Origin of the sequence: Kribbella pittospori, assembly GCF_004331465.1 — a bacterium.
In the GTDB taxonomy this organism is placed as follows: domain Bacteria; phylum Actinomycetota; class Actinomycetes; order Propionibacteriales; family Kribbellaceae; genus Kribbella; species Kribbella pittospori.
In genome coordinates, this window is sequence record NZ_SJKB01000008.1 from 23,836 (window position 1) to 48,428 (window position 24,593).

The window sequence follows — 24,593 nt, forward strand, 5'->3', positions numbered from 1 at the left end:
TTACGGTTCGGAGGATCTGATGAAGAAGCACCTCGCCGCGACGTTGACCGCCCTTGCTGCCGTCGTGTCGCTGTCGGCCTGCGAGTCGCCGATCTACGGCGCGTTCACGGACGACAAGCCCTCGGCCGGCAGCACGTCGACCACCCAAGAACCCCAGCAGAACAACCAGAAACCGGCAAATGGTGCCCAAGGCATCAGCCAGGACGGCGACCAGGAACAGAAGGTGCTGAAGGTCTCGCAGGTACTGGGACTGACGCCCATCGTGACCAGTGCGACCGGGCGGACCGTGTACAGGTTCGACAACGACTCGGCGAATCCGTCGCAGTCCAACTGCGGCGGCGACTGCCTGAAGTCGTGGGAGCCGGTGCTGGCAGGGTCCGGTGTGGTGGTTGAAGGCGGCGGCATCGACGAGCGTCTGTTCGGCACGCTCGACCGCCCGGAAGGCCAGCAGGTCACGCTGAAAGGCTGGCCGCTGTACTACTTCAAGAACGACCTGAGGCTGGGCGAGCTCGCCGGTCAAGGACTGCGCGGACTCTGGTTCGCGGTCAACCCCGAGGGTGGCAAGGCGAAGTCGACCAAGCCGACCGAGACGACCGCGCCGGTGCAGAAGGATGTGCAGACGTTGACGGTCAACGTGGTCGACGGGTTCATGCCGTTCGTCACCAACGAGGCCGGGCGGACGATCTACCGCTTCGACAACGACTCCAACCACCCGTCGCGGACGAGCTGCACGGGTGAGTGCACGAAGAAGTGGGAGCCGGTGCTGGCGGGCAAGAAGGGCGTCAAGGTCCTGAGCTCGAAGATCAACCGCGCGTCGGTCGGCACGATCGACCGGCCGGAAGGCAAGCAGGTCACGCTGAACGGCTGGCCGCTGTACTACTTCCACAAGGACAAGAAGCTCGGCCAGACCGCCGGCTACGGCATGGGCAACGTCTGGTTCGCCATCGCGCCCGACGGCAAGAAGGCCGTGCGCTGTCTCTGACGGCGCACCCCCACAGGTGGCCGGACACCACTCGGTGTCCGGCCCACTGTCGTGTGTCACCTAGAGGGTGAGGGCGAGGCGGGTGGCCTGGTCGATGGCACGCTTGGCGTCGAGTTCGACGGCGACGTCGGCGCCACCGATGACGTGGACGGGGCGACCGGTGGCCACGAGCCCCTCGGCCAGGTCGCGGACCGGCTCCTGACCGGCGCAGACGACGATCGTGTCGACAGCGAGCACGCGAGCCTTCTCGCGTTGCGGGCCGAAGGTCAGGTGAAGACCTTCGTCGTCGATGCGTTCGTAGTTCACCCCGCGGAGTTGCTCAACCTGCTTGTTCTTCAGAGCTGCGCGGTGGACCCACCCGGTGGTCTTCCCGAGACCCGCACCGATCTTCCCGGCCTTGCGCTGCAGCAGATACACCTGTCGCGGTGAGAGCTCCGGCTTCGGCGTGGTCAGTCCGCCGCGCGCGACGGTCGGATCGGCGACGCCCCACTCCGACCTCCACGCGTCGAGGTCGAGCGCAGGCGAGGACTCAGTGGTCAGGAACTCGCTGACATCCACCCCGATCCCGCCCGCGCCGATGACCGCGACTGACGCCCCGACAGGCTTTCCGTCGCGGACGACATCGACGTATGAGAGCACCTTCGGGTGGTCGATGCCGGGGATGGCCGGGACCCGCGGCACGACGCCGGTCGCGAGGATGACCTCGTCGAAGCCGGCCAGGTCCTCGACGGTCGCGCGCCGGCCGAGATGCAGCTTCACGCCGGTGAGCTCGATTCGCCGCCGGTAGTAGCGGATCGTCTCGGCGAACTCCTCCTTGCCAGGGATCCGCCGCGCGATCCCGAACTGCCCACCGATCTCATCATCGGCCTCGAACAGCTCGACCCGGTGCCCACGCTCGGCCGCCGTCACCGCCGCGGCCAGCCCGGCCGGCCCGGCACCGACGACCGCGATGGCCTTGGTACGACGGGTCGGCAGCAACTGGAGCTCGGTCTCGCGGGCGGCCCTGGGGTTGACCATGCAGCTCGCCTTCCGCTTGGCGAACACATGGTCCAAGCAGGCCTGATTGCAGGCGATACAGACGTTGATCTCGTCGGCCCGGTCAGTCGTTGCCTTCAGCACCCACTCCGGGTCGGCCAGGAACGGCCTCGCCATACTGATCAGGTCGGCGTCGCCGCGAGCGAGCACCTCTTCAGCGACCTGCGGGAGGTTGATCCGGTTCGAGGTGACCACCGGGATGGTGACGTGCGGCGTGAACGCCGCGGTCACGCTCGTGAAGGCGGCGCGCGGCACGGAAGTGACGATGGTCGGCACGCGCGCCTCGTGCCAGCCGATGCCGGTGTTGATGATCGACGCACCGGCCGCCTCGATCTCCTTGCCCAGCGCAACGACCTCGTCCCAGCTCTGGCCGCCTTCGACCAGGTCCGCCATCGACAGCCGGTAGATGATCAGGAAGTCGGCACCGACGCGTTCGCGGGTGCGGCGGACGATCTCGACCGCGAGCCGGCGCCGGTTCTCCGGGCTGCCGCCCCACCGATCTGTCCGCTGGTTGGTGCGCTCGGACAGGAACTGGTTGATGAAGTAGCCCTCGGACCCCATGATCTCGACGCCGTCGTACCCCGCCTCACGGGCCAGCGCCGCACAGTCGACGTACGCCTTGATCTGTCGGCGGACGCCGCGATCGGACAGGGCGCGCGGCTTGAAGGGGTTGATCGGTGCTTTGAGTGCGGAGGCGGAGACGCTGAACGGGTGGTACGCATACCGGCCGGCATGGAGGATCTGCAGGGCGATCCGGCCGCCCTCGGCATGCACGGCGTCAGTGAGGAGGCGATGCTTCCGCGCTTGGCGACGGCTCGTGAGCAGGGAGCCGAACGGGGTGAGCCAGCCGGTGCGGTTCGGGGCGTAGCCGCCGGTCACCATCAGGCCGACGCCGCCGCGTGCGCGCTCGGCGAAGTACGCCGCCAGTTTCGGCAGGTCCTTCAACCGGTCCTCGAGGCCGGTGTGCATCGACCCCATGATCACCCGGTTCGGCAGTACGACGTGACCGAGGTCGAGCGGCTCCAGCAGATGCGGATACGCGGTCATGACTTGTCCTTCCGCAGTGCGTCGATCACTTCGTCACACCAGGCCACGAACGACTCCTCGGCCCGGATCCCGCCCCGGAGGACCAGGTACTGATGCAGGTCGCGCCCGTGCAGCTTGGTCGGTTTCGGGAAGTCCCGGTGCTCGATTCCCCGGTACAGCTCGAGCCGGGTCGCATGCTCGGCCCGATGCCGCTCGACCTCCTGCCGCACCAGGCCCGGCGCAGTGAGTGACGCACCGCGCAGTTTCACGCCCAGACTGTCCCGCAGTACGGCGGGATCGTCCGGCGTCACCAGCCAGCGGGAGAGCTCGGCGCGACCGGCTGCGGATACGCGGTAGATCTTCTTGTCCGGGCGACCCTCCTGCGCGATCTCGGTGTGCTTCACCCAGCCGGCTTCCTCCATCCGGCGCAGCACGCGGTAGATCTGCTGGTGGGTGGCCGGCCAGAAGTACCCGATCGACCGGTCGAACCGCCGGGCCAGTTCGTATCCCGACCCGGCCCGCTCGGTCAGTGAGACCAGAATCGCGTGCTCCAACGCCATGTCCGGCACCTTACCTATGCAACTCGTTGCAGTGCACCTGGGTGCATGAAAGATCACAGTGCCGGTTGCACCGGACTGAGGGGAGGAAGAAAGACGGAAGGGGGTAGGGGCAACGTCACAGTCAGGTACCGAACAGGGGTTTCGGGGTTTGGGACAATGGCTGCAGACGCCAGCTATCGCGGATCGGAGCATCATGGACCAGCAGGCCCGCCCGACCAAGACGACGTTGCCCGGGATCGGCACCCGGTACGACCTGATCACCGAAGGCGGCAAGCACGTCTCCGTGGTGGTGCACAACGACGGGCGGAAGTTCCTCGGCTTCCACGATCCCGAGGACGACGACAACTGCAAAGACTCGGTCCCGCTCGACCCCGGTGAGGCGTCCGCGCTCGCCCAGCTCCTGATCCCCGAGCCGCTCGACCCGGTCCGTGGCGAGATCGAGATCGACCTCGTCACCGAGCACATCCCGATCACGGCCAAGTCGCCGTACGGCGGCCGCACGTTGGGTGACACCCAGGCCCGCAGCCGCACCGGCGCGTCGATCGTCGCCGTCCTGCGGCGGACCGGAGCGACCCCGTCACCGACCCCGGACTTCCGCTTCGCGATCGGCGACACCCTCGTCGTGGTCGGCACCCGCGAAGGCGTGGACGCCGTCGCGGACCTGATCGCGGGAGGGTGAGATGCACGAGAACCTCACCGCCCTGCTGATCGAGCTGGGCGCTGTCATCCTGGCCCTCGGCATCCTCGGCCGGATCGCCGGCCGGCTCGGATTCTCACCGATCCCGCTGTACCTGCTGGCCGGTCTCGCCTTCGGGCACGGCGGTCTGCTGCCGCTGGCGGCCAGCGAGGAGTTCGTTGCCACCGGCGCCGAGATCGGCGTCATCCTGCTGCTGTTGCTGCTCGGCCTGGAGTACACCGCATCGGACCTGGTCGGCACGCTCAAGACGCAGTACGTCTCCGGCGCGGTCGACTTCTTGCTGAACGCGATTCCGGGTGCGGCGGTGGCGCTGCTGCTCGGGTGGGGGCCGACCGCCGCGGTAGCGCTGGCCGGTGTCACCTGGATCTCGTCGTCCGGCGTGATTGCGAAGGTGGTCGGCGACCTCGGCCGTCTCGGCAACCGTGAAACCCCTGTGGTGCTGGGGATTCTGGTCCTCGAGGATCTCTCGATGGCGGTCTATCTGCCGATCCTGACCGCGCTGCTCGCGGGTGTCGGACTGGCCGGCGGCAGCATGACGCTGCTGATCTCACTCGGCACTGTCAGCATTGTGCTCTTCCTCGCGCTGCGCTACGGCCGGGTGATCAGCCGGGCGGTGTCATCGGACAACCCGGAGATGCTGCTGCTCGTCGTACTCGGGCTGACGTTGCTGGTCGCAGGCATCGCGCAGAAGCTGCAGGTGTCGGCGGCGGTTGGTGCGTTCCTGGTCGGGATCGCGCTGTCGGGCGAGGTGGCGCACGGTGCGCGGAACCTGCTCAGTCCGCTGCGGGATCTGTTCGCCGCGGTCTTCTTCGTGTTCTTCGGGCTGAGCACGGACCCGGCGAAGATCCCGCCGGTGCTCGCGATCGCCCTCGCGCTTGCGCTGTTCACCGCGCTCACGAAGATCTTCACCGGTTGGTACGCCGCGCGCCGAGCCGGTGTGGGATCGGCAGGCCGCTGGCGCGCCGGCGGAACGCTGGTCGCCCGGGGCGAGTTCTCGATCGTGATCGCGGGTCTCGCGGTCGGCGTCGAACCCAAGCTCGGCCCGCTGGCGACGGCGTACGTCCTGATCCTCGTCATCCTCGGCCCGATCGCAGCCCGCTACACCGAACCCCTCGCCCGCCGCCTCACCACCCGCAAACCTCCCGCCAAAGCCCCGGCCGCCGAACGTCTCGACAACCCCGCCAACACCCCCACCTAGCCCCCACCTCCCGCTGCCGCCGACCGTCTGCTGGGTCAGCCCAGCAGATGGTGGGTTGGCACACCGGAATCCGACGGGCCAACCCACCACCTCTTGGGCTGACCCCGCAGAGGCGGCCGGACTTGGAGCAGCCCGCGGTGGGGCGGCCGGGGCCGGGTGGAGCGGCCGGGGCCAGGGTGGAGCGGCCGGGCCAGGGTCGGGTCGGAGTGGGGTGGCCTGGCCCGGGGGCCGCCCGGGGTGGGGCGGGCGCGCCGGAGCGGGCGGCAGGCCCGGGGGCCCGGGGTGGGGCGGACCGGCCTGGGCGGGGTGGTGGTCAGCGGGAGCGGTGGTTGTGGGCTGCTTGGGTAACTGTTTGTGCGATGCGGCCGGCGCGCGTTTCGGGGCGCTTGGCGAGGGTGATCCACTCGAGGATCGCTCGGCGGCAGGACGGCGAAAACGCGTGGAAATGCTGGTCCGCCAACGGGTTGCGGGCGAGCGCGGCGCGGAGATCCGCGGGGACGATCAGGTTCTGCGCGTCGGCGAGCAGATCCCAGGTGCCCGTCCGCCGAGCGAGGTCAACGAGAGCTCCTGACCCGCCGGCGCCATCAGGTCGGCCGTAGTCAACCGCCGTACCCGCTCGCGGTTGACCTTGCTCCACGTACTGCGCGGGTTCCGCGGTGTGAAGCACTGGTACGTCGTCCGGTTGTCGCGCTTGATCGTCTTGCTGTCGATCCACCCGAAACACAAGGCATGCTCGACCGCATCCGCCAGGTTCACGCCGGCCGCATCCCGGTGAACGACCAGCCAGACGGACCGCTCGCTCCGCCCGTTCGTCGCCAACCAGGTGCGCCATTCCTTCACACCCGAACAGTTCAGGGCCGCGTCATCGTTCATACCACCGAGCATGCGCCCGATAAGTGCTCACCGACTGAGCACTTATCTCAGAAGAGTGCGTCGCCTCGCTCGTGGTCCAGCAGCGCCTGCTTGCGTTCGAGGCCGCCGCCGTACCCGGTCAGGCTGCCGGTCGAGCCGACCACGCGGTGACACGGGACGATGATGCTGATCGGGTTCTTCCCGTTCGCGAGCCCGACCGCCCGCGACGCCCCCGGCACGAGTCCGAGGATCGCCGCGAGCTCGCCGTACGTCGTGGTCTCGCCGTACGGGATGTCCTGGAGCGCCGTCCAAACCCGCTGCTGGAACGGCGTCCCGGCCAAGTGCAGTGGTACGTCGAACGCCGTCCGCCCGTGCTCGAAGTACTCCGTGAGTTGCTCGGCAACCGCGGGCAGCACCGAGTCGTCGCGCTTGCCGAAGATCTCCATCGGCGGGCGATGCCGGTGCTCGACCATGTACAGCCCGGCCAACTCGCCGGCGTCGCTCTCCACCAGGGTGAGCGGGCCGAGCGGGCTGTCCACGACGGCGTACGTCACTGCGACGCCTCCCACTGGGCGCGGTTGATCCGGTAGAGAACATGCCGCTGCAGCCGGTGCCCGGCGGGCAGACGGACGTGGTCGAAGTCCCCTGCCTCGTCGTGCGTCATGCCGATCCGCTGCATCACCCGCTGCGACTTCACGTTGGGGGTCGCGGTGAAAGACACGATCTCGTCCAGACCGGCCGGGCCGAAGCCGTGGGCCAGCGCCGCCCGGGCTGCTTCGCTGGCATAACCGTTGCCCCAGGCCCCCTTCGCGAGCCGCCAGCCGATCTCGACGGCCGGCATGAAGTGCGCCTCGAAACTCGGCACCGACAGCCCGGTGAACCCGATGAACTCGCCGGTCTCGCGCACCTCCAACGCCCACAGGCCCCAGCCACGTCCCTCGATCTCGGGGATGTTCCGGTCGATGAGCGCGTCGCTCTGCTCGCGCGTCTGCGGTGCCGGGAAGTGCTCCATCACCGCCGGGTCCGCGTTCAGCACTGCGAACGGCTCGCGGTCGCGGTCACGCCATTGGCGCAGCAGCAGGCGGTCGGTGGTCAGCTCGGTCATGCTCTCTCCGTCGAGGTCGGTTCCGGGATCTTGTTGATCGCGTGGTCGCCGGTCGCCCACAGGTACTGCACCGCGTAGGCACGCCACGGCCGCCACGCGCGCGCGTGGTCGATCAGGAGTTTGGGGGCCTCGGGCAACCCCAGGTCGCGGGCGGCGTACCGGATGCCCAGATCGCTGGCCACAAAGGCATCCGGATCACCGAGCGCCCGCATCGCGATCGACTCGACCGTCCACGGACCGATCCCCGGCAGCGCGGTCAGCTGCTCGCGCGCCTTGTCCCAGTCGGCACCGGCGCCGAGATCGATCTCACCGGCGGCGAGCGTGCCGATCAGCGTAGTGAGCGTCGTACGGCGGGACTTCGGGAAGGCCAGCGATTCTGGATCGAGCCCGGCCAGCGCCTGCATCGTCGGGAACAGATGCGTCAGCCCGCCGCCCGCGTCCTCGATCGGATCGCCGTGCTGCACCACCAACCGATGCGCGTGGGTCCGCGCGGCCGCCGTCGACACCTGCTGCCCGAGCACCGCCCGTACGGCGAACTCCTCACCGTCGACGGTGTGCGGGACCCGGCGACCAGGCGCCTTTGCGATCAGCGGCGCGAGCACGGGATCGGTCTCGAGCAGGTCGTCGACCGCGATCGGGTCGGCGTCGAGGTCGAGCATCCGGCGGCAGCGGCTGATCGCGATCGCCAGGTCGCGCTGGTCAGTGAGCGACAACTGGCAGGCGATGTGATCGGGCATCGGCTTCAGCGCGACAACGCCATGGCCATGCGGAAGCCTGAGCGTGCGGCGATAGTGACCGTCGCGCCACTCCTCGACGCCCGGCACGCCGGTTGCGATCAGATGACCGAACAGGTTGTCCGGCGTCAGCGGCGCACGGAACGGCAGCCGCAGCGAGATGGTGCCTGGGGCAACGGTCGCCGTACCGCGCCGGGCCTGGCGACGCAGCTCGGTCGGCGAGAGCGCGAACACCTCCTGCACGGTCTCGTTGAACGTCCGCACACTGGAGAATCCGGCCGCAAACGCGACATCAGCCATCTGCAGCTCGCTGGTCTCGATCAGCAGGCGCGCGGTCTGCGCACGCTGGGCGCGCGCCAGTGCGAGCGGACCGGCGCCGAGCTCGGCGTGCAGCTGACGCTGGACCTGGCGGACGCTGTAGCCGAGGTGAGTGGCCAGGCCCGGTACGCCGTCGCGGTCGACGACACCATCGGCGATCAGCCGCATCGCGCGGGCGACCAGGTCAGCCCGGTCGTTCCACTCCGGTGAACCCGGGCTCGCATCCGGTCGGCAGCGCTTGCAGGCCCGGAACCCGGCCTGCTGAGCGGCCGCCGCACTCGGGTAGAACCGCATGTTCTCGACCTTGGGCGGCACCACCGGGCAACTCGGCCGGCAGTAGATCTTGGTGGTCAGCACCGCGGTGAAGAACCACCCGTCGAACCGGGCGTCCTTGGACTGGACCGCGCGGATGCATCGCTCCCTGCATTCGTACACGTGCTCCAGCATCCCTGGCCGCACCGACAGTCGCTAGCGAATTTGCGCCATCGAGGTATCGCGGAAAAACGACGCGAGGATCTCGGGTCGGATTTCCGCCAGATCCGCACCGGATGGCCCGCTGGACTGGAGGCATGAACGAACTGGTTGGCAAGAAGGCATTGGTGACGGGCGGAAGCCGCGGGATCGGCGCGGCGACCGCGATCGCCTTGGCAGCGAGTGGAGCGGATGTCGCGGTGACGTACCACCGCTCCGCGGATGCCGCGGCGGAGGTGGTGAAGAAGATCGAGGACCTCGGGCGGCGGGGGTTCGCGTTCGAGGTCGACGCCGCGGACGCGGTAGCCGTGGCCGACGGCGTGCAGCGGGCCGCGGATCAACTCGGTGGCCTCGACATCCTGGTCAACAACGCGGGCGTCGGGGCGGTCGGTCCGATCACCGACCTCACCCTGGCTGACGTCGACCACGTACTCGCGGTCAACGTCCGAGGTGTGTACGCCGCCACGCAGGCCGCCGTACCGCGACTGTCCGATGGCGGACGGGTGATCCACCTGGGCAGCTGTGTCGCGGCCCGGACGGCCCTTCCTGGGATGACTCTCTATGGGATGAGCAAGGCCGCGTTGGTCGGTCTGAGCAAGGGCCTCGCCCGCGAGCTCGGACCGCGCGGCATCACGTCGAACGTCGTCCAGCCCGGACCGATCGACACCGACATGAACCCGGCGGACGGACCGTTCGCCGAGCCTCAGGCCGCCTTCGTGGCGCTCGAGAGGTTCGGTACGACGGCCGAGGTCGCGGCGGCCATCACCTACCTGGCCGGCCCGCACGCGGCGTACGTCAGCGGCGCGGAGCTGACCATCGACGGCGGTTACGCGGCCTGATCTGTCGGTGGCCCCGGCTAGCGTCACCGGCATGCGATTCTCGGTGACGGTCGGCGCAGTCGGGCCTGGACGGGATCCACGCGGTCTCGCGGACCTCGCGCGAGCCGTCGAGGACTCCGGCTGGGACGCGTTGTTCCTGGAGGACTACCTCGTCTACCAGGGGGACGCGACCGAGCCGACGTACGACCCCTGGATCTGCCTGGCCGCGATGGCGACGGCTACCTCACGGATCACGATCGGTACGACGGTCACACCACTGCCTCGGCGGCGGCCCTGGAAGGTCGCGGCCGAGGCAGTGGCGCTGGATCACCTGTCCGGCGGGCGGTTCGTGCTGGGTGTGGGGATCGGCGATCCGGGCGATCCGTTCCTGGGCCGCGTCGGTGAGCCCACCCAGCCGAGGCAGCTCGCGGAGATGCTGGACGAAGGCCTCACAGTGATCGACCGGTTGTGGAGCGGCGGGCCGGTCACCTTTGCCGGCAAGCACTACCGGCTCGATGACGTGCAGCTCACCGCACGGCCGGTGCAGGCACCGCGCATCCCGATCTGGATCGGCGGGGACATGCTGGTGCCCGCCGTCCGTCGGCGGATCCGACGGTGGGACGGGAGCTGTGCGTACAAGGGCAGCACGTCCGCACCGCAGCAGATCACGCCTGACGACGTCCGCAGACTGCTCGCGGAAGTCAAGGCCGAGCGCGGCTCGAGCGACGGGTTCGAGATGAAGGTCAGCGGCGGCGACCCCGCGGCTTTCGCGGCCGCTGGGGCGACCTGGTGGGGCCGCTGGATCCCGCCTCTCCCGGCGGACGAGACGCTGGCGATTGTCACGCAGCGTCCACCAGTGCTCTGAGCCGTTGACACGGCCGAGGGTGCGCGGGAGACTGCCGATGTTTTTAACGTTCAAAACATCGGTGGGAGGTCTTCGTGGCTACGTTGAAGCAGGTCGCTGCGCACGCGGAGGTCTCCGTGCAGACCGTGTCGAACGCGCTGAACGCCCCGCACCGGCTGCGGCCGGACACCCTCGAGCGGGTCAACCGGTCGATCGAACTGCTCAACTACCGGCCCAACCGTAACGCCCGCAGTCTACGAACGAGCGCGGTCGAGCTGATCGGCTACTGCGTTCCCAACTGGCCGAACCAGACCCATCTGGTGATGGACCAGTTCCTGCACGCACTCTGCGCCGCGGCCGAGCGCACCGGCCGCCACATCCTGCTGTTCACCGCCCCACCCGGCGTCGACGGCATGCCGGTGTACGACGACCTGCACGCGCGCCGGCTCGTCGACGGGTTCGTGCTGTCGCAGACCGAGACGCACGATCCGCGGCATGGCTGGCTGAAGGAGCAGAAGATCCCGTTCATCTCCTTCGGCCGAGTCTGGAAGGAGACCACGCAGCCCGGGCCGTGGGTCGACGTCGACGGCGCGGCCGGCTCCGCAATGGCGGTCCGGCACCTGCACGACGCAGGGCGCCGCCGGATCGCGTTTCTCAGCTGGCCGAAGTCGTCCGGGCTGGCCGAGGACCGACTCGGCGGCTGGCGCAAGGCCTGCAAGGAGCTGGGACTGCCCACCTCGGGCCTGTCCGTCCGCTGCCGCGAGGACAGCATCGCCGAAGGCGCCCGGGCCACCGCCGAGCTGCTCGACGCCGATCCGTTCCTCGACGGAATCGTTGCCTTGAGCGACATTCTCGCCCTCGGCGCGCTCCGTGAACTCGGCCACCGCGGCCTCACCCCCGGCGTGGACGTCGGCGTCACCGGCTTCGACGACTCGCCGCTGGCCGACGTGGTCTCCCCCGGCCTGACCAGTCTGCGACAACCGATGGACGACATCGCGGCCGAACTGATCTCCATCCTCACCGACCCGGACGGCCCGCCGGACGCGTCGACCGAACGCCTACTGCACCCCGAACTGGTGATCAGGGGCAGCTCAGCCCCTGGCTGATGCGGCGCGCCCAACCGCGCCGCGAGAAGGAGGAACCGCCATGAGTCCCCGCCCGACCGTCCGACGCAGCACCGCCCCACCACGCCGGGTCAGACGCCGTACCGTCGGCGTCGCCCTGCTGGCCGCTGCAACAGTCCTCGCCGGCACCGCCTCCGCGACCGCCGGCTCAGCACCCCGCAGCACCGGCGGCTCACCGCAGAGCGTCGTACCGTCGGAGCTGTCCGAATCGACTCGGCTGGCAGACCGCCGGTCGCTCGTTGTCGGCGATCGCGCCTACGCGATGGGCGACGAGACCGGCCTCTACCCGGCCACCGGCTGGCACATCCGCGGTGAGATGGGTGGCTTCTGGACCCAGCCGATCAAGATGCTCGACGGGTTGTGGTTCGGCCTCGACGGCGCCTGGCTCGGCAAGGACGTGACCGCCGCGAAGTACACCAGCGGTCACGGCTACAGCCGGATCGACTACTCCGGTGACGTGAACGTCCGCCGGACCGACTTCGTACCCGACGGCATCCGCGCCACGCTGGTCGGACTGACCTTCAAATCCGGTACGGCGAAGACCGTCAAGCTCGATGTGGACGCGCACTCCGAGCTGATGCAGTCCTACCCGTGGGGCTGGACGACCCCGGGTGCGGCCGACGCCAACCTCCCGGACACCGGTGCGTACACCGACGGCTCGCTGCGGTTCCGCGAGCAGGGCACGCCGTCGTACCCGAACGCGACCGCGCACGACTACGCCGCGTTCGTCGGATCGTCCCTGCGTCCGACGGGCCACGCACTTGGTCCGGACCACCGCGGCCCGCAGGACCCCGCCGTGATCTGCGCGGCCGACGGATTGACGCCCGCACGGTGTGACGACTCGCTGGTCGGGAAGGGCACCGGCGGCCGGCTGACGTACGACGTACAGCTCGCACCGGGCAAGGAGAAGACCGTCTGGTTCGCGGTGGCCGGATCCGACACCGGCGTGTCCTCCGCACAGCGCGAGTACAGCAAGGCGTTGAGCAACCCGGACAAGTTGCTGAAGGCAAAGGCTGACGAGCGGCGGCAGGTCGACAGCATGTCAGCGGTGGAGCTGCCTGGTGATCCGCTGCTGCAGCAGAGCGTCGAATGGAGCAAGCAGAACCTCGCCGACTCCGTACAGGAGGCACGCAACCTGCGCATCCGCGATGTCAACGAGGGCAAGGACTACCCGGCACCGGCCGGCACGGTCGGCACCGCACGCTGGTTCGGTGCAGGCTTCCCGGACTATCCATGGCTGTTCGCAACCGACGGCGAGTACACGGCGTACGCCGCAGTCGCGGCCGGTCAGTTCAGCACGGTGAAGGACCACCTCAAGGCCTTGCGGGACGTCAGCGACATCCTCAACGACCGCAGCGGCAAGGTCGCGCACGAGGTCGTCCCGACCGGCGACGTGTACTTCGGTTCGAACCAGAGCGCGGGCAACACCGATGAGACGGTGAAGTTCCCGAGCATCGTCGCACTGCTGTGGCGGTGGACCGGCGACGACCGGTTCCGCGACGACATGTACGACTTCAGCGTCCGCAACCTGCAGTACGTCTACCGCGAACTCGACAAGGACAGCGACGGCTGGCCCGAGGGTCTCGCGAACGTCGAACGCGCCGGTATGGGCGTGGAGAAACTCGACAGCACGGTCTATCTCGCCCGTGGTCTGCGCGACCTCGCCGACCTGGCGGCGTCCAAGCACGACAGCAAGGTCCAGCAGTGGGCAACGACTCGCGCGAACGACCTCGAGTCGCGGTTCGAGTCCCAGTGGTGGGTCCCACAGGCGATGGGGTACGCCGACTCCGTCGACGACCCGGCCAACCCCGCGAACGACAACACACCGATCTTCCAGCGGCACTGGATCGGTGTCACTCCGATGGAGGCCGAGCTGGTCCGGCCCGGAAAGCCGGTATCCCCGCTGGCTTCTGCAGAGCACGCGAACATCGCGCTCGACCAGCGCGAGAAGCCTTGCTACACAGGCGAATTCGGCCTCTTCCACACCGGCACCGGACCGACCTCGGATCCGGCCGGCAACCCGGGTGCCTCGTGTGACCCGGTCGTCTCGCAGGTGAAGAGCGAGCGCAGCATCTTCTCGCTGAACACGTCGATCATGGCCGTTGCGGAAGGCAACTACGGTCGTCTCGGCACCGACCAGCAGCAGGTCTACACCACCGGCAACGCCCGCATCCAGCTCGACCCGAACGTGTGGGAGACGCCGGGTGCGATGCCGGAGATCGCGCCGTCGCCCGACTCGCCGGCGAACATCGGCCGGCCGTTCTACGACCGCTCGATGGCACTGCAGGCGTGGGGCACGTACGGCGTACTGTGGCCGGTCGTGCACCAGCAGCTCGGTGTGGACCCGGACCTCGGCCACGGCCGGGTCTCGATCGTGCCGCAGCTTCCGGAGGGCCAGCAGAAGGTGGCCGGGAGCAACATCCAGCTCGGCCGCGGTTCGGTCGATGTCTCCGCACGCCTTACAGGCAAGGAATTGCGGACCGATGTCAAGGTGAAGGGGGTCGGGGCAACCTTCACGATCGGGGCCGTACTACCGGCCGGTGCGAGTGTGAAGAGCGTTTCGCTCGACGGCCACAAGGCGCAGTACAAGCTCGTCACCACGACGCGTGGAGTGGAGGTGCAGGTAGCGACCCGGGGCTCGTCCTCGGCGCTGAAGATCACGCTCTCCTGACCCGCTGACTCCGGGGTCGTGGCCGAGGCGGGCACGACCCCGGATCGCCGGCCGGCGCACAACCGTTCTGTGCGCCGGCCGGCTTTCTTGTGTCTGTTTTCGGCACCTGCGAGTGCCGTTAGACGGCGTGCCGAACGTGAAGCGGAGCCCCTCCGAGTATGAGTCGGAGGGGCCCCGCATTAGCTGAAGGAAGGTGACGTCTCCAGCCTCCCGAACGAGTCCGTAGGACCGGCAGACCCCGTCACCGGTCTACCTCAGTGGGGATCCCCACCGCGAGGGGCCTCGGTTTTCGCTCGACCCGCCGCTCCTTTGCAGAAACAGCGTGTCGACATTTCTACCGCCGTCGGCCAGGGTCGCACAACCCCTTCCTGCCAACAGTTTGCGCCACTTCTCAACCTGCCACCTGTTCTCCACAGCGACCCGGCAACCGTCCACAGATATCGTCCAACTTATACACACCCCCTGTGCATAACATCGGTCGTTCGTTCAACCCTTGGCCGGCTTCAGCGCCATCGGTCGCAGCAGCAGATACCCGGCGTACAAACCGAGCGCGGTGACCACGGCGACGGCCGGTACGGCGACTGCCAGTGGTGGACGATCGTAGCCCAGCCGCGACAGCGGCTCGGCCAGCCACTGGGCGACCAGGAGGAACTCGGTCGCCGCGGCCGGCAGCACGGACAGCGGCAGCAGCAGTACTCCGCGCCAGAAGCCGAGCCGGTAGAACGTGATGCCGAGCAACCAGCCCGCCACCTCATGCGCGACGATCAGCAGGAAGAACTCGGTGAAGATCATGCCGATCTGCGAGGTACTGGTGAAAAGATGCCGGTTCTCCATCGCCTGGGCCCAGCCCTGCCAGTCGTAGATCACCCGTTCGACCTGGTAGACCAGCACCCACAACACCGCGGTCCCCGCCGCGGCCCCGACCAGGAAGATGCCCCCGGCAACGGAAAACATCCGTCGGGTGACGCCCTGCGCGACCATCAGTTTCAGGTACGCCGGCGCCATCATGATGCCGACCGCCACCGAGAAGTACTTGGGCGACTGGGTGCCGTAGTCCCACATGCTGAACCCGGTCCCGCCGGAGCCGGTCTGGACGATGAACCCGCCCACCGCGAAGACGACCACCATGATGGCCCAGTACCCGCCGATCATCGGCCGGGAGCCGATCAGCATCGCGTACAGGACCTGCCGCAGCCGGTACCACGACGTGACACCGCGCGGCATCGACGTGGCGACAGCAACCCGCTGCGCGTCCTCGGTCCGGTTGTCGACTGCGGTACTCATGAACGAGCTCCAGGGGTCGGGGCGGTGAGGTGCACGAAGAGGTCCTGCAGGCCGACCGGGCCGACCTCCAGGCCGGCTTGCCTCGCCTGGGCGAGCAGCGCTGGATCGAGATCGCCGAGCACGGTGGTGGACTTGGTGCCGCCGAGCTTCTCCTCCGCCAGCACGGTGAACCCGGCGGTGAAGTCGTCCACCGCGGCGGCCGGTCCGACGATCGAGGCGCCACGGCCGCGGAGCGCGTCGACCGGCGACTGGGTGACGAGACGGCCGTTGTCGAGGATCACGACCTCCTCGAGCAGCGGGCTGACCTCGGCGACCAGATGCGTCGACAGCACGATCGTCCGCGGCACCTCGGCGTAGTCGGCGAGCAGGACGTCGTAGAACAGGTTGCGGGACGGGACGTCCATGCCGAGGTAGGTCTCGTCGAAGATCGTCAGCGGTGCCCGGCTGGCCAGCCCGAGCACGACTCCGAGGGCGGACTTCTTACCGCGGGAGAGCTTGCTCACCTTCTTGCCGGTCGGCACCTCGAACCGATCCAGCAGCTCGCCGGCCAGGTCGTCGTCCCAGTACGGACGCAGGCTCGACGCGAGCCCGAGCACGTGCTTCACCGGCGCCGCGTCGACCAGGTCACCGGACTCGCGGATCAGGCAGACCCGGCTGGTGACGACCGCGTTCTCGTACGGCTCCTGCGTCGTGCCGAGGTCGGCGGACTCGACCAGCACCCGCCCCTCGTCCGGGCGCCGGAAGCCGGCCAGGGTCGCGGCGAGCGTGCTCTTCCCGGAACCGTTGCGGCCGAGCAGACCGTGGATCGTGCCGGGCGCCAGACGCAGGTCGAGCCGATCGAGTGCCGGCACGCCGCCGAACCGGACCGACAGGTTCTCGGTCCGCACCGCGAGCGCGGTCTGTTCAAGAGTGCTGGTGGTCATCAGGCGTCTCCGTGGATCGTGTCTGGTGGTCCCGCGCCGTAGCGAGCAGGTGCTCGGTGCGGTGCATCGGCGTGCTGGAGTGAAGGTCTCGATGCGGCGCATCGTGGCCTTTGCTCCAGTGCGGCGAGGTGCCGTGCCGAGTGCCGCGCAGTAGGCGCGGATCACCAGACACGATCTTCCCTCCGGATGTGCTGGACGACATCCTTGAGCGGTACGCCGATGGCCTTGGCCTCCCGGATCATCGGGTCGACCACGTCGGCGAAGAACGAGTCCTGGCGGCCGGTGCGGAGCAGGAGGCGGGCGTTCGGGCTGACGAACATCCCGATCCCGCGCTTCTTGTAGAGCACGCCCTCGTCGACCAGTTGAGCGAAGCCCTTGGCCGCGGTCGCCGGGTTGATCCGGTAGAACGCGGCGTACTGGTTGGTCGACATGACCTGCTCGTCCTCGGCGAGGGCGCCGGTCACGATGTCGTTCTTGATCTGCTCCGCAATCTGCAGATAGATCGGACTCCGATCGTCGAACACCACGGCCCCCTCTCTGCCATCACCCGGTCCACCGGTTCGTTACTTGAGTAACGAACCATAGCACCTCATGGGGTCAGCCGCCTGACGCGTACGACGACTGCTGCAAAGACTTCTTCAGCGCCGGTACGACGGGCCCGACCCGGACACCGAGTTGCGCCAGCCGATCCTTGTGGCGGTTGCGCTGATCCTTGGTGACGACCGTGCGCAGATCCGCGGTTGCGGCCAGCACGACAACGGCAGCGTCACGGAGGTCGACGCGTGTGACCAGCCGGGACGGGCGGAGGGTGTCCGTCGCACTCTGCAGCACCTGGCGCCTAATCAGCGGATGCCGGAGCGTGATGCCATGGCGCGGGAACAGACCAAGGACGCGGTACGGCTCGACCCTGATCAGGTAGGCACGCTCCAGGTCGCTGCGGACCTCGCGGACGATCGCGCGCTGCCGACGGTCGACCCAGGTCTTCCACCTCCGCGGACCACGGCTGCCGATGTCGGCGAGGATTCCCGCCAGGACCTGATCCTCCGGCGCGGCCACCTTCGTCAGCCGGGCGCGACCGTTGTCGTCGGCAAGGTTCCCGGCGAGCTGGAGGTCGACCAACGCGGCCGCGCGGAGCAGCTTGCCGAGCTTCGAAGTGTTCGTCAGGCGACCCTTCATCGGGTCGTAGGCGAGCAGGAAAAGCCTTGCTGCCAAGGCATCCGGCGCCTTCGCCTTGCCGAGGGCAACGGTCTTCCGAGCACGCGCCGGGCGTCGGCTCGGGACGCTCCGGGCGGGCCGCCGCAGCGGCGTCACCACAGCTCTACTCATGGTCTTCCTCCTTGGCCGGACGGCCCGGGCGGCGGATCTTGCCGACACCTGACGGCAGCCGGCCGGCATCGGCCAGCGCCCGCCGGAGCAGGTACTCGATCTGTGCGTTGGTGCTGCGCAGGTCGTCGGCCGCCCACCGGGCCAGCGCGTCATGCACCACAGGATCCAGCCGGAGCAGGATCTTCTTACGTTCGACGGCCACGGCGGCCGCTCACTGGTAGAGCGAGCCGGCGTTGACCACCGGTTGGGCATCCCGGTCGCCGCACAACACCACCATCAGGTTGCTGACCATCGTCGCCTTGCGCTCCTCGTCGAGGTCGACCACTTCGTGCTCGGACAGCCGGGCCAGGGCGAGCTCGACCATGCCGACCGCACCCTCGACGATCCGCTGCCGGGCCGCGACGACCGCGCCCGCCTGCTGACGGCGCAGCATCGCCTGGGCGATCTCCGGCGCGTAGGCGAGGTGGGTGATGCGCGACTCGATCACATGCACCCCGGCCGCCTGCACCCGCGCGGCGATCTCGGCCGACAGCGTCTCGGTGATCTCGTCGGTGCTGTCCCGCAGCGACAGGCCGCCCTCGTCGGAGTGCACGTCGTACGGGTAGCTGTTGGCGATGTGCCGGACCGCGGTCTCGGTCTGGATCGCGACGAACTCGACGAAGTCGTCCACCTCGAACATCGCCTGCGCGGTGTCCTCGACCTGCCAGACCACCACCGCGGCGATCTCGATCGGATTGCCGTCGGAATCGTTGACCTTGGCAACGGCTGTCTCGTGGTTGCGGATCCGGGTGGAGATCTCACGCCGCTGGGAGATCGGGTTCACCCAGCGCAGACCGTCGGTGCGCAGCGTTCCGGCGTACCGGCCGAGGATCTGCAGCACCCGGGCGCGCCCCGGCGAGACCGGCGTCAGCCCGGCGGCCACGATCAGGCCGACGAGGAAGATCAGCACGGAGACGACGGTCAGCACGCCCTGGCCCTGGCTCACGCCGATCACGAACAACACCACAGCGCCCACCACCAGCACGAACGCCAACCCAGCCATCGGCCACCCGTTGACCTCCCAAGCCCCCCGCTCGGTCACCTTCGGCTTCGGCATCTCCACCGCAACATCCACGTCCGCCATCACCAGCTCCTCTCGAATATCCCCAAGGTAGCAAAGTGATATCACTTTAACAAGCAGCAGATCGCTGGCGGCTTGTGTCACCGCTGGCGGGTTCTAGCCGGTCACCGAGCAAACAACCCGCCGGCGAACCAGACCTAGTGCCCTGCGTCGGAGATCCCTTGAGTGATTGCGGTGTCCAGGTGCGTGCATCGCAAGGCGGAGAAGCGTCCTCGATGCGGAGCATCGTGGATGCTTCTCCAACGCCGCGAGGTGCGTGCCTGGGCGCCGCAAGCGCCAAGGGATCTCCGACGCAGGGCACTAGAGGGGTTGGGCGAGGGCTTCTAGGTGGGATTGCCAGTGGGGGGCGCGGGAGTTGGGGAGGGGGTCTATGGGGGAGTCGGACCAGGCGTGGATGGGGCGGATGCCGTGGAGAGCGTTGACCAGCCAGGCTTCGGTGGTGTTCTGGAGGTCGGTTGGGGTGATGGGGTGTTCGGAGACGGGCGTGCCTTGGGTGGTGGCGACGCGGCGGAGGAGTTGGGAGGTGACGGACGGGAGGAGGGGACGGTCGGACGGTGGGAAGCAGAGCGTGTCGTCCTCCCACCAGGCAACGGCCGAGTAGGCGGCCTCGAGGACGGTGCCGTCCTGGTCGAGGAGGAGGATCTCGTCGGCGCGATGCGCGGCGGACTCCTTCAGCTTGCCCAGTAGCTCCAGGTCAGGACCCTTCACCCGCGGCTCTGTGCGTGGATCGGGACCCTCGTGTACGGCGACCCGGACGCGGCCGCCGGTCGGCGGAGCGGGCCGGCGCTGGACCGCGAGCTCGCCCGACTCGTGCAGCTCGAACCTGGGAAACCAGCGACCGAAACCCGGCAAGCGGCCGACCTGCTTGTCCCAATAAACCGACGCATCCACCCCCGCCGCCGCACACGACCCGACGAACCGTTCCCGGTGCAGCTCGATCCCCCGAACCTTGCCATCGGCAACCAAGAACGAATCCGCCACCCGCAAACCACTCATGTCCCCCACCCTTCGGCCGCGGCGTTCCCGCCCACGGCTGCCATTGCCTTCAGCACCATTTCGTCGTACTCCGCGACCGGATCGGAGTCGAGCACGATCGCGCCCCCCGCGCCTACTACTGTTCCGTCCGGCGTCAGCACCGCCGTACGGATCACCACACTCAGATCCGCCCGCCCGTCCACGGTCAGATAGCCGAGCACACCCGAATACACCCCACGGGCACTCGACTCCAACGAGTCGAGAATCTCCATCGTGCGGATCTTCGGCGCACCCGTCATCGACCCCGGCGGGAAGCACGCCCGGACCGCGTCGATCGCACTCACCCCGGAGCGCAACCGACCGCGGACCGTGGTGACGAGCTGATGGACGGTCCGGTAGCTCTCGACCTCCATCAGCTGTGGCACGTGCACCGTGCCCGGCCGGCTCACCCGGCCGAGGTCGTTGCGGATCAAGTCGACGATCATCAGGTTCTCGGCCCGGGTCTTCTCGTCCTCGGCCAGTGCCTTCGCCGCCAGTTGGTCCTGCGCCGGGTCCGCCTCCCGCGGCGCGGTCCCCTTGATCGGTCGGCACTCGGCCCACCCGTCCGCGTCCACGGTCAGGAACCGTTCCGGCGACGAGCTGGCCACCGCGAGATCGCCGTACCGAAGGAAGGCGGCGTACGGCGCCGGGTTGGCCGCCCGCTGCCACCGGAAGAACTCGAACGGGTCGGGCACGGACGGCAGGCGGACCCGGTTGGTCAGGCAGACCTCGTACGTCTCCCCCGCCTCCAGCGCCGCCATGCACGCCTCGATCCCGGCCAGGTACGTCGGCCGGTCCTGCTCGAGATGCGCCTCGAGATCGAGCCGCGCGATCGCCGGTACGCCGTCGCCGGACATCCACCAGTCCGACGCGGTCCGCACCGCCCGATCCAGCCACCCCGCGCCCGCGTCCTGTTCGTCGACGGCGACGAGGTAGGTGATGTCCCGGTCGTGGTCGATCACGACGAACCGGTTGGCCCAGATCCACAGCGCGTCCGGCGTCGGCGCCTCATGGGCCGCGACTCCCCCGGTCAGCGCCTTGAGCTCGTAGCCGAAGTACCCGACGTACCCACCGTTGAAGAGTCCGGTCAGCTCATCCGGTACGGCGTCCAGCCGACCGGCCTTCTCCGCCAGCCGCTCGCCCAGCTCCACGAACACATCGCCGTCGGCGACATCCCGTACGACGACCTCCGCGTCGGGGCCGGCCGTCGTACCGAGGACCGAGACACGTCGTACCGCCCGGTCCGTCAGGCTGCCGTCGAGCCAGAACGCAACAGGTTCTTCGGCCAGCAGCTCGCGGTAGACAGTCTCTCCGTCGAGCGCCCGGTCGACCGTCCGGACGGACCAGCTCAGCGCACCCACAGGCACACGCTACCTACCTGCGGGCGGATCCTCGCCCCTGACTCGTCAGGCGGTCAGAGCGAGCTTGGTGCGCATGGCTGTGATCCGGCGGATCGGGATCGCGACCTCGAGGCCGTCCTTCGACTCCGCGCGATCCGCCAGCCAGCCGGCCGCGGTGTCCCGGCGGGCATCCGGCGTCCCGGGAAGGTAGAGCGCGTTGACCAAACGATGCGCGTCGTCGCGGCTGCGGATCATGTAGACGTATCGCTCCCGCTGGCTCTCCATCACGTCGAAACCCGCGTGGTGGAGCTGGTCCTTGAGCTCGGTGATCTCGCCACCGGCCGGGAACTGCGGGGTCGACCGCAGCCGCGTGGTCAGACCGCTCAGCGTGCGGATGTCACCGCGGCGGAGCGGTCGTACGGCGGGCACGATCGCGGCCAGCACACCGCCGCGACGCAGTACCCGGGCCGCCTCGGCCAGGACCGCGGGCAGCGGCTGCAGCACCATCAGGCCCATCGAACAGGTGACGACGTCGAACACCTCGTTCGCGAACGGCAGGTGCAACGCGTCCGACTGCACTCGTGGACCGGGAGCGCCGGCCAACTGAGCCGGGTTGTTGTCGACGCCGACGACCCAGTGGCCGTGCAGCTCGCGGGAGACCGGGCCGTTGCCGCAGGCCAGGTCGAGGACGCGCCGGGCCTCGCCGGAGACTGCGCGCACCAGCCAGCGGTACGGCGTGTGGTCGCCGGCCACCGCACGGGAGAGCAGGGCTTCGGTGCTACCCGGAGTCGCGGTGTGGAACTCCCGCAGGTACTCGGGCCAATCGATCAGATTCTCAGACATCGCGCAGTGAGGCTACCTCGTGACCACCCGCCGTACACCATCGAGCGCACAGCGTGGGCGGTCTCTTAATACAGCTTTGAACTCAGACCCGGCTGACGAAGATGTGACCGGCGGTCTCGTCGCTGATCACGCCACCCGCCTCGCGGCTGCCGACCAGGACACCCTCGGTGTCCATCGTCGAGTCGACCTCGCGGCCCGGCAGCGCGCCGGCCCGGCGCAGTACAGCCATCGCGTCGTCGTCGGTCTGGACCGGCTCCGCGATCCGGCGGACCAGCACCCGGACGCTCTCGCCGGTGGACGCGTCGAGCACCTTGTCCAGCGGCTCGACGCCGATCCGGAAGTCCTCGATCCCGCTCGCCTGGCCGCTGATCTCCAGCTCCTCCAGACCCGGGATCGGGTTCCCGTACGGCGACTCGGTCGGGTTGTTCAGGATCTTGAGCAACCGCAGCTCCACCGCATCGCTCATCACGTGCTCCCAGCGGCAGGCCTCCGCGTGCACGTCCTCCCACTCCAGCCCGATCACGTCGACCAGCAGCCGCTCGGCCAGCCGGTGCTTGCGCATCACCCGGACCGCCTGCTTCCGGCCGACGTCGGTGAGCTCCAGGTGGCGGTCGCCCTCCACCTTGATCAGCCCGTCGCGCTCCATCCGGGCGACTGTCTGGCTGACCGTCGGACCGGACTGGTGCAGGCGTTCGGCGATCCGCGCGCGCAGCGGCAGGATCCCCTCTTCCTCCAGCTCGTAGACGGTCCGCAAGTACATCTCGGTGGTATCGATCAGCTCGCTCACGACAACCATTCTCACCTATGTAGGCAAGCCTGACCGAATTCCCGGTGAACACGCGGACCGAGTAGGTCATAACCGCAACAGCACGCAGGATGGACCGATGGCGCCTGCGGTGATGTGGTTCCGGCGGGACCTCCGGCTGACCGACAATCCTGCGCTGCTTGACGCGGTCGCCGCGGGTGACGGCCGGGTGCTCGGCCTGTTCGTGCTCGACCCCCACCTGTGGGACCGCGCGGGTGATCCACGCCGTGAGCAGTTGGCGGCATCGTTGCGGCGGCTCTCCGATTCCTTCGGCGGACGGCTCGTCGTACGACGGGGTGATCCGGCAACCGTCGTACCGGCGTTGGCCGAGGAGATTGGTGCGGTCAGTGTGCACATCAGCGCGGACTACGGCCCTTACGGACAGCGCCGGGACAAAGAAGTTGAAGCCTCATTGAAGTGTCCGCTGGTGGCGACCGGATCGCCGTACGCGATCGCGCCCGGGCGGATCCTGAACCAGCAGCATCGCCCGTACCAGGTGTTCACGCCGTACTTCCGGGCCTGGCTCGAGCACGGCTGGCGCCGCCCGGTCGATGCGCCTGCGAACGTCAAGTGGCTCGAGGCAGGCGGTGAGGATCTTCCGAAGAGCACCGTGGGCAGCGCCGCGCTCGAGCACTGGCATGAGTACCTTGACGACGTCGCGCGGTACGACGACGAGCGGGACCGGCCGGATCTCGACAGCACCTCACGGATGTCGATCCCGTTGAAGTACGGCGAGATCCACCCGCGCAGCATGCTCGCCGATCTCGCGCGCAAACGCAGTCAGGGCGCGGACGCCTATCGTCGCCAGCTCGCCTGGCGCGAGTTCTGCGCGGATCTGCTGGCGCAGCATCCCGACGCCGCCTGGAAGCCACTGCGGCCCGAGTTCGAGCGGATGGAGTACGACGAACCCGGCGGCCTGTTCGATGCGTGGTGCGAAGGCCGGACCGGGTATCCATTCGTCGATGCCGGGATGCGGCAGCTCGCCGAGACCGGCTTCCTGCACAACCGCGTGCGGATGGTGGTCGCGTCGTTCCTGGTCAAAGACCTGCACATTCACTGGAAGTTCGGCGCCCGCTGGTTCATGCGGTCGCTGACCGACGGCGACCTCGCCTCGAACTCGCTGAACTGGCAGTGGGTGGCCGGCTGCGGTGCCGACGCGGCGCCGTACTTCCGGATCTTCAACCCGGTCGGCCAGGGCAAGAAGTTCGATCCCGACGGTGAGTACGTCCGCCGCTGGGTGCCCGAGCTGCGCGATCTCGACGGCAGCGCGGTCCACGAACCGTGGAAGCACGGCTACCCCGATCCGGTCGTCGACCACGCCGAAGCCCGCCGCGAGGCGCTCCGCCGGTACGACGCCATCCGCTGACCCGGATCTCCACCACTCACCAACCACCCATCTCCCTCCCGCCACACGCTCACCGCCGGTCGAACCCGGCGGTGAGCACGGGGTTGGTGAGTGGCGCACGTCCGCAACACTTGACGCCAACCTCAGCCATAGTCCTA

The 24,593-nt window shown here is 68.7% G+C and carries 25 protein-coding genes; 8 read left to right on the top strand and 17 right to left on the bottom strand.

From position 1 onward, the window contains the following. Positions 1–19: 19 nt before the first annotated feature. Entirely contained in the window at positions 20–982 is a 963-nt protein-coding gene (locus E0H73_RS24520) for a hypothetical protein (RefSeq protein ID WP_131360507.1), read from the top strand. Between the two features lie 60 nt (positions 983–1,042). Here the strand turns inward: E0H73_RS24520 and E0H73_RS24525 are convergent, their stop codons facing one another. Together E0H73_RS24525 and E0H73_RS24530 are read right to left on the bottom strand one after the other, a co-directional pair. Next, the gene (locus E0H73_RS24525) at positions 1,043–3,064 is read right to left on the bottom strand and encodes an NADPH-dependent 2,4-dienoyl-CoA reductase (RefSeq protein ID WP_131360509.1); all 2,022 of its coding nucleotides are present in this window, start codon (positions 3,062–3,064) and stop codon (positions 1,043–1,045) included. After that, positions 3,061–3,603 carry a PadR family transcriptional regulator gene (locus tag E0H73_RS24530; protein WP_131360511.1) on the bottom strand — a complete coding sequence of 181 codons (543 nt, stop codon included), beginning with the start codon at positions 3,601–3,603 and terminating at the stop codon, positions 3,061–3,063. Before E0H73_RS24530 ends, E0H73_RS24525 begins: the two co-directional genes overlap by 4 nt. 193 nt (positions 3,604–3,796) lie before the next feature. Between E0H73_RS24530 and E0H73_RS24535 the strand changes: the two genes are divergently transcribed. Both E0H73_RS24535 and E0H73_RS24540 read left to right on the top strand, forming a co-directional pair. Further along, positions 3,797–4,282, top strand: coding sequence for a cation:proton antiporter regulatory subunit (locus tag E0H73_RS24535; RefSeq protein ID WP_131360513.1), 486 nt, complete (start codon positions 3,797–3,799; stop codon positions 4,280–4,282). A gap of 1 nt (position 4,283) precedes the next feature. Then, a complete protein-coding gene (locus tag E0H73_RS24540; RefSeq protein ID WP_131360515.1) occupies positions 4,284–5,498 on the top strand; it encodes a cation:proton antiporter in 1,215 nt (404 codons plus the stop codon). Between the two features lie 313 nt (positions 5,499–5,811). Here E0H73_RS24540 and E0H73_RS47340 read toward each other — a convergent pair whose 3' ends face one another. From E0H73_RS47340 to E0H73_RS24560, 5 genes are read right to left on the bottom strand one after another with little or no spacing between them, the layout of a single operon-like run. Beyond that, positions 5,812–5,958, bottom strand: a complete 147-nt coding sequence (locus E0H73_RS47340) for a YdeI/OmpD-associated family protein (protein WP_238164226.1) — start codon at positions 5,956–5,958, stop codon at positions 5,812–5,814. A gap of 41 nt (positions 5,959–5,999) precedes the next feature. Further along, entirely contained in the window at positions 6,000–6,371 is a 372-nt protein-coding gene (locus E0H73_RS24545) for a YdeI/OmpD-associated family protein (protein ID WP_238164227.1), read from the bottom strand. Between the two features lie 47 nt (positions 6,372–6,418). After that, entirely contained in the window at positions 6,419–6,904 is a 486-nt protein-coding gene (locus tag E0H73_RS24550) for a methylated-DNA--[protein]-cysteine S-methyltransferase (RefSeq protein WP_131360517.1), read from the bottom strand. Further along, positions 6,901–7,455, bottom strand: coding sequence for a GNAT family N-acetyltransferase (locus E0H73_RS24555; protein WP_131360519.1), 555 nt, complete (start codon positions 7,453–7,455; stop codon positions 6,901–6,903). Before E0H73_RS24555 ends, E0H73_RS24550 begins: the two co-directional genes overlap by 4 nt. Next, a complete protein-coding gene (locus E0H73_RS24560; protein WP_272949149.1) occupies positions 7,452–8,954 on the bottom strand; it encodes an AlkA N-terminal domain-containing protein in 1,503 nt (500 codons plus the stop codon). Before E0H73_RS24560 ends, E0H73_RS24555 begins: the two co-directional genes overlap by 4 nt. A 122-nt stretch (positions 8,955–9,076) precedes the next feature. Between E0H73_RS24560 and E0H73_RS24565 the strand changes: the two genes are divergently transcribed. From E0H73_RS24565 to E0H73_RS24580, 4 genes are all read left to right on the top strand, one after another. Further along, on the top strand, positions 9,077–9,817 hold the full coding sequence (locus E0H73_RS24565; protein ID WP_131360521.1) for an SDR family oxidoreductase: 741 nt from the start codon (positions 9,077–9,079) through the stop codon (positions 9,815–9,817). A gap of 31 nt (positions 9,818–9,848) precedes the next feature. Further along, positions 9,849–10,661, top strand: coding sequence for an LLM class flavin-dependent oxidoreductase (locus tag E0H73_RS24570; protein WP_131360523.1), 813 nt, complete (start codon positions 9,849–9,851; stop codon positions 10,659–10,661). Positions 10,662–10,735: 74 nt separating this feature from the next. Further along, positions 10,736–11,746: a LacI family DNA-binding transcriptional regulator gene (locus tag E0H73_RS24575; protein WP_131360525.1), complete on the top strand. Its 1,011-nt coding sequence runs from the start codon at positions 10,736–10,738 to the stop codon at positions 11,744–11,746. A 40-nt stretch (positions 11,747–11,786) separates the two neighbouring features. Further along, the gene (locus E0H73_RS24580; protein WP_238164228.1) at positions 11,787–14,435 is read left to right on the top strand and encodes a glucosidase family protein; all 2,649 of its coding nucleotides are present in this window, start codon (positions 11,787–11,789) and stop codon (positions 14,433–14,435) included. Between the two features lie 486 nt (positions 14,436–14,921). Here E0H73_RS24580 and E0H73_RS24585 read toward each other — a convergent pair whose 3' ends face one another. The 10 genes from E0H73_RS24585 to E0H73_RS24630 form a co-directional block, all read right to left on the bottom strand. Further along, positions 14,922–15,719 (bottom strand): hypothetical protein, encoded by a 798-nt coding sequence (locus E0H73_RS24585; protein WP_131360527.1) that lies wholly within the window; start codon positions 15,717–15,719, stop codon positions 14,922–14,924. Further along, complete coding sequence (locus E0H73_RS24590; protein ID WP_131360529.1) at positions 15,716–16,642, bottom strand: ATP-binding cassette domain-containing protein; 927 nt, start codon at positions 16,640–16,642, stop codon at positions 15,716–15,718. The genes E0H73_RS24585 and E0H73_RS24590 overlap by 4 nt, the downstream gene beginning before the upstream one ends. Before the next feature lie 161 nt (positions 16,643–16,803). Further along, on the bottom strand, positions 16,804–17,166 hold the full coding sequence (locus tag E0H73_RS24595) for a GntR family transcriptional regulator (protein WP_131361264.1): 363 nt from the start codon (positions 17,164–17,166) through the stop codon (positions 16,804–16,806). 73 nt (positions 17,167–17,239) lie between these two features. Further along, on the bottom strand, positions 17,240–17,968 hold the full coding sequence (locus E0H73_RS24600) for a GOLPH3/VPS74 family protein (RefSeq protein WP_131360531.1): 729 nt from the start codon (positions 17,966–17,968) through the stop codon (positions 17,240–17,242). Next, on the bottom strand, positions 17,961–18,170 hold the full coding sequence (locus tag E0H73_RS24605; RefSeq protein WP_131360533.1) for a type II toxin-antitoxin system antitoxin: 210 nt from the start codon (positions 18,168–18,170) through the stop codon (positions 17,961–17,963). Before E0H73_RS24605 ends, E0H73_RS24600 begins: the two co-directional genes overlap by 8 nt. Positions 18,171–18,179: 9 nt before the next feature. Next, on the bottom strand, positions 18,180–19,091 hold the full coding sequence (locus E0H73_RS24610) for an SPFH domain-containing protein (protein WP_131360535.1): 912 nt from the start codon (positions 19,089–19,091) through the stop codon (positions 18,180–18,182). A gap of 297 nt (positions 19,092–19,388) precedes the next feature. Next, positions 19,389–20,084 (bottom strand): aminotransferase class IV, encoded by a 696-nt coding sequence (locus E0H73_RS24615; protein ID WP_131360537.1) that lies wholly within the window; start codon positions 20,082–20,084, stop codon positions 19,389–19,391. Then, entirely contained in the window at positions 20,081–21,463 is a 1,383-nt protein-coding gene (pabB, locus tag E0H73_RS24620) for an aminodeoxychorismate synthase component I (RefSeq protein WP_131360539.1), read from the bottom strand. Before pabB ends, E0H73_RS24615 begins: the two co-directional genes overlap by 4 nt. A gap of 45 nt (positions 21,464–21,508) precedes the next feature. Then, positions 21,509–22,285 carry a class I SAM-dependent methyltransferase gene (locus tag E0H73_RS24625; RefSeq protein ID WP_131360541.1) on the bottom strand — a complete coding sequence of 259 codons (777 nt, stop codon included), beginning with the start codon at positions 22,283–22,285 and terminating at the stop codon, positions 21,509–21,511. An 82-nt stretch (positions 22,286–22,367) separates the two neighbouring features. Further along, positions 22,368–23,081 carry an iron-dependent transcriptional repressor DtxR gene (locus tag E0H73_RS24630; RefSeq protein WP_131361266.1) on the bottom strand — a complete coding sequence of 238 codons (714 nt, stop codon included), beginning with the start codon at positions 23,079–23,081 and terminating at the stop codon, positions 22,368–22,370. An 88-nt stretch (positions 23,082–23,169) separates the two neighbouring features. Here E0H73_RS24630 and E0H73_RS24635 point away from each other — a divergent pair, with 88 nt between their 5' ends. After that, the gene (locus tag E0H73_RS24635; protein ID WP_131360543.1) at positions 23,170–24,456 is read left to right on the top strand and encodes a cryptochrome/photolyase family protein; all 1,287 of its coding nucleotides are present in this window, start codon (positions 23,170–23,172) and stop codon (positions 24,454–24,456) included. The last annotated feature ends 137 nt before the right edge of the window (positions 24,457–24,593 follow it).

What these genes read in the sequence shown, in the direction of transcription:
- E0H73_RS24545 (WP_238164227.1), bottom strand. Translation starts at nt 6,371, where the DNA reads ATGAACGATGACGCGGCCCTGAACTGTTCGGGTGTGAAGGAATGGCGC.
- E0H73_RS24590 (WP_131360529.1), bottom strand. Translation starts at nt 16,642, where the DNA reads ATGACCACCAGCACTCTTGAACAGACCGCGCTCGCGGTGCGGACCGAG.
- E0H73_RS24520 (WP_131360507.1), top strand. Translation starts at nt 20, where the DNA reads ATGAAGAAGCACCTCGCCGCGACGTTGACCGCCCTTGCTGCCGTCGTG.
- E0H73_RS24560 (WP_272949149.1), bottom strand. Translation starts at nt 8,954, where the DNA reads ATGCTGGAGCACGTGTACGAATGCAGGGAGCGATGCATCCGCGCGGTC.
- E0H73_RS24635 (WP_131360543.1), top strand. Translation starts at nt 23,170, where the DNA reads ATGGCGCCTGCGGTGATGTGGTTCCGGCGGGACCTCCGGCTGACCGAC.
- E0H73_RS24580 (WP_238164228.1), top strand. Translation starts at nt 11,787, where the DNA reads ATGAGTCCCCGCCCGACCGTCCGACGCAGCACCGCCCCACCACGCCGG.
- E0H73_RS24530 (WP_131360511.1), bottom strand. Translation starts at nt 3,603, where the DNA reads ATGGCGTTGGAGCACGCGATTCTGGTCTCACTGACCGAGCGGGCCGGG.
- E0H73_RS24615 (WP_131360537.1), bottom strand. Translation starts at nt 20,084, where the DNA reads ATGAGTGGTTTGCGGGTGGCGGATTCGTTCTTGGTTGCCGATGGCAAG.
- E0H73_RS24525 (WP_131360509.1), bottom strand. Translation starts at nt 3,064, where the DNA reads ATGACCGCGTATCCGCATCTGCTGGAGCCGCTCGACCTCGGTCACGTC.
- E0H73_RS24570 (WP_131360523.1), top strand. Translation starts at nt 9,849, where the DNA reads ATGCGATTCTCGGTGACGGTCGGCGCAGTCGGGCCTGGACGGGATCCA.
- E0H73_RS24600 (WP_131360531.1), bottom strand. Translation starts at nt 17,968, where the DNA reads ATGAGTAGAGCTGTGGTGACGCCGCTGCGGCGGCCCGCCCGGAGCGTC.
- E0H73_RS24535 (WP_131360513.1), top strand. Translation starts at nt 3,797, where the DNA reads ATGGACCAGCAGGCCCGCCCGACCAAGACGACGTTGCCCGGGATCGGC.
- E0H73_RS24625 (WP_131360541.1), bottom strand. Translation starts at nt 22,285, where the DNA reads ATGTCTGAGAATCTGATCGATTGGCCCGAGTACCTGCGGGAGTTCCAC.
- E0H73_RS24610 (WP_131360535.1), bottom strand. Translation starts at nt 19,091, where the DNA reads ATGGCGGACGTGGATGTTGCGGTGGAGATGCCGAAGCCGAAGGTGACC.
- E0H73_RS24565 (WP_131360521.1), top strand. Translation starts at nt 9,077, where the DNA reads ATGAACGAACTGGTTGGCAAGAAGGCATTGGTGACGGGCGGAAGCCGC.
- E0H73_RS24540 (WP_131360515.1), top strand. Translation starts at nt 4,284, where the DNA reads ATGCACGAGAACCTCACCGCCCTGCTGATCGAGCTGGGCGCTGTCATC.
- E0H73_RS24585 (WP_131360527.1), bottom strand. Translation starts at nt 15,719, where the DNA reads ATGAGTACCGCAGTCGACAACCGGACCGAGGACGCGCAGCGGGTTGCT.
- E0H73_RS24555 (WP_131360519.1), bottom strand. Translation starts at nt 7,455, where the DNA reads ATGACCGAGCTGACCACCGACCGCCTGCTGCTGCGCCAATGGCGTGAC.
- E0H73_RS24630 (WP_131361266.1), bottom strand. Translation starts at nt 23,081, where the DNA reads ATGGTTGTCGTGAGCGAGCTGATCGATACCACCGAGATGTACTTGCGG.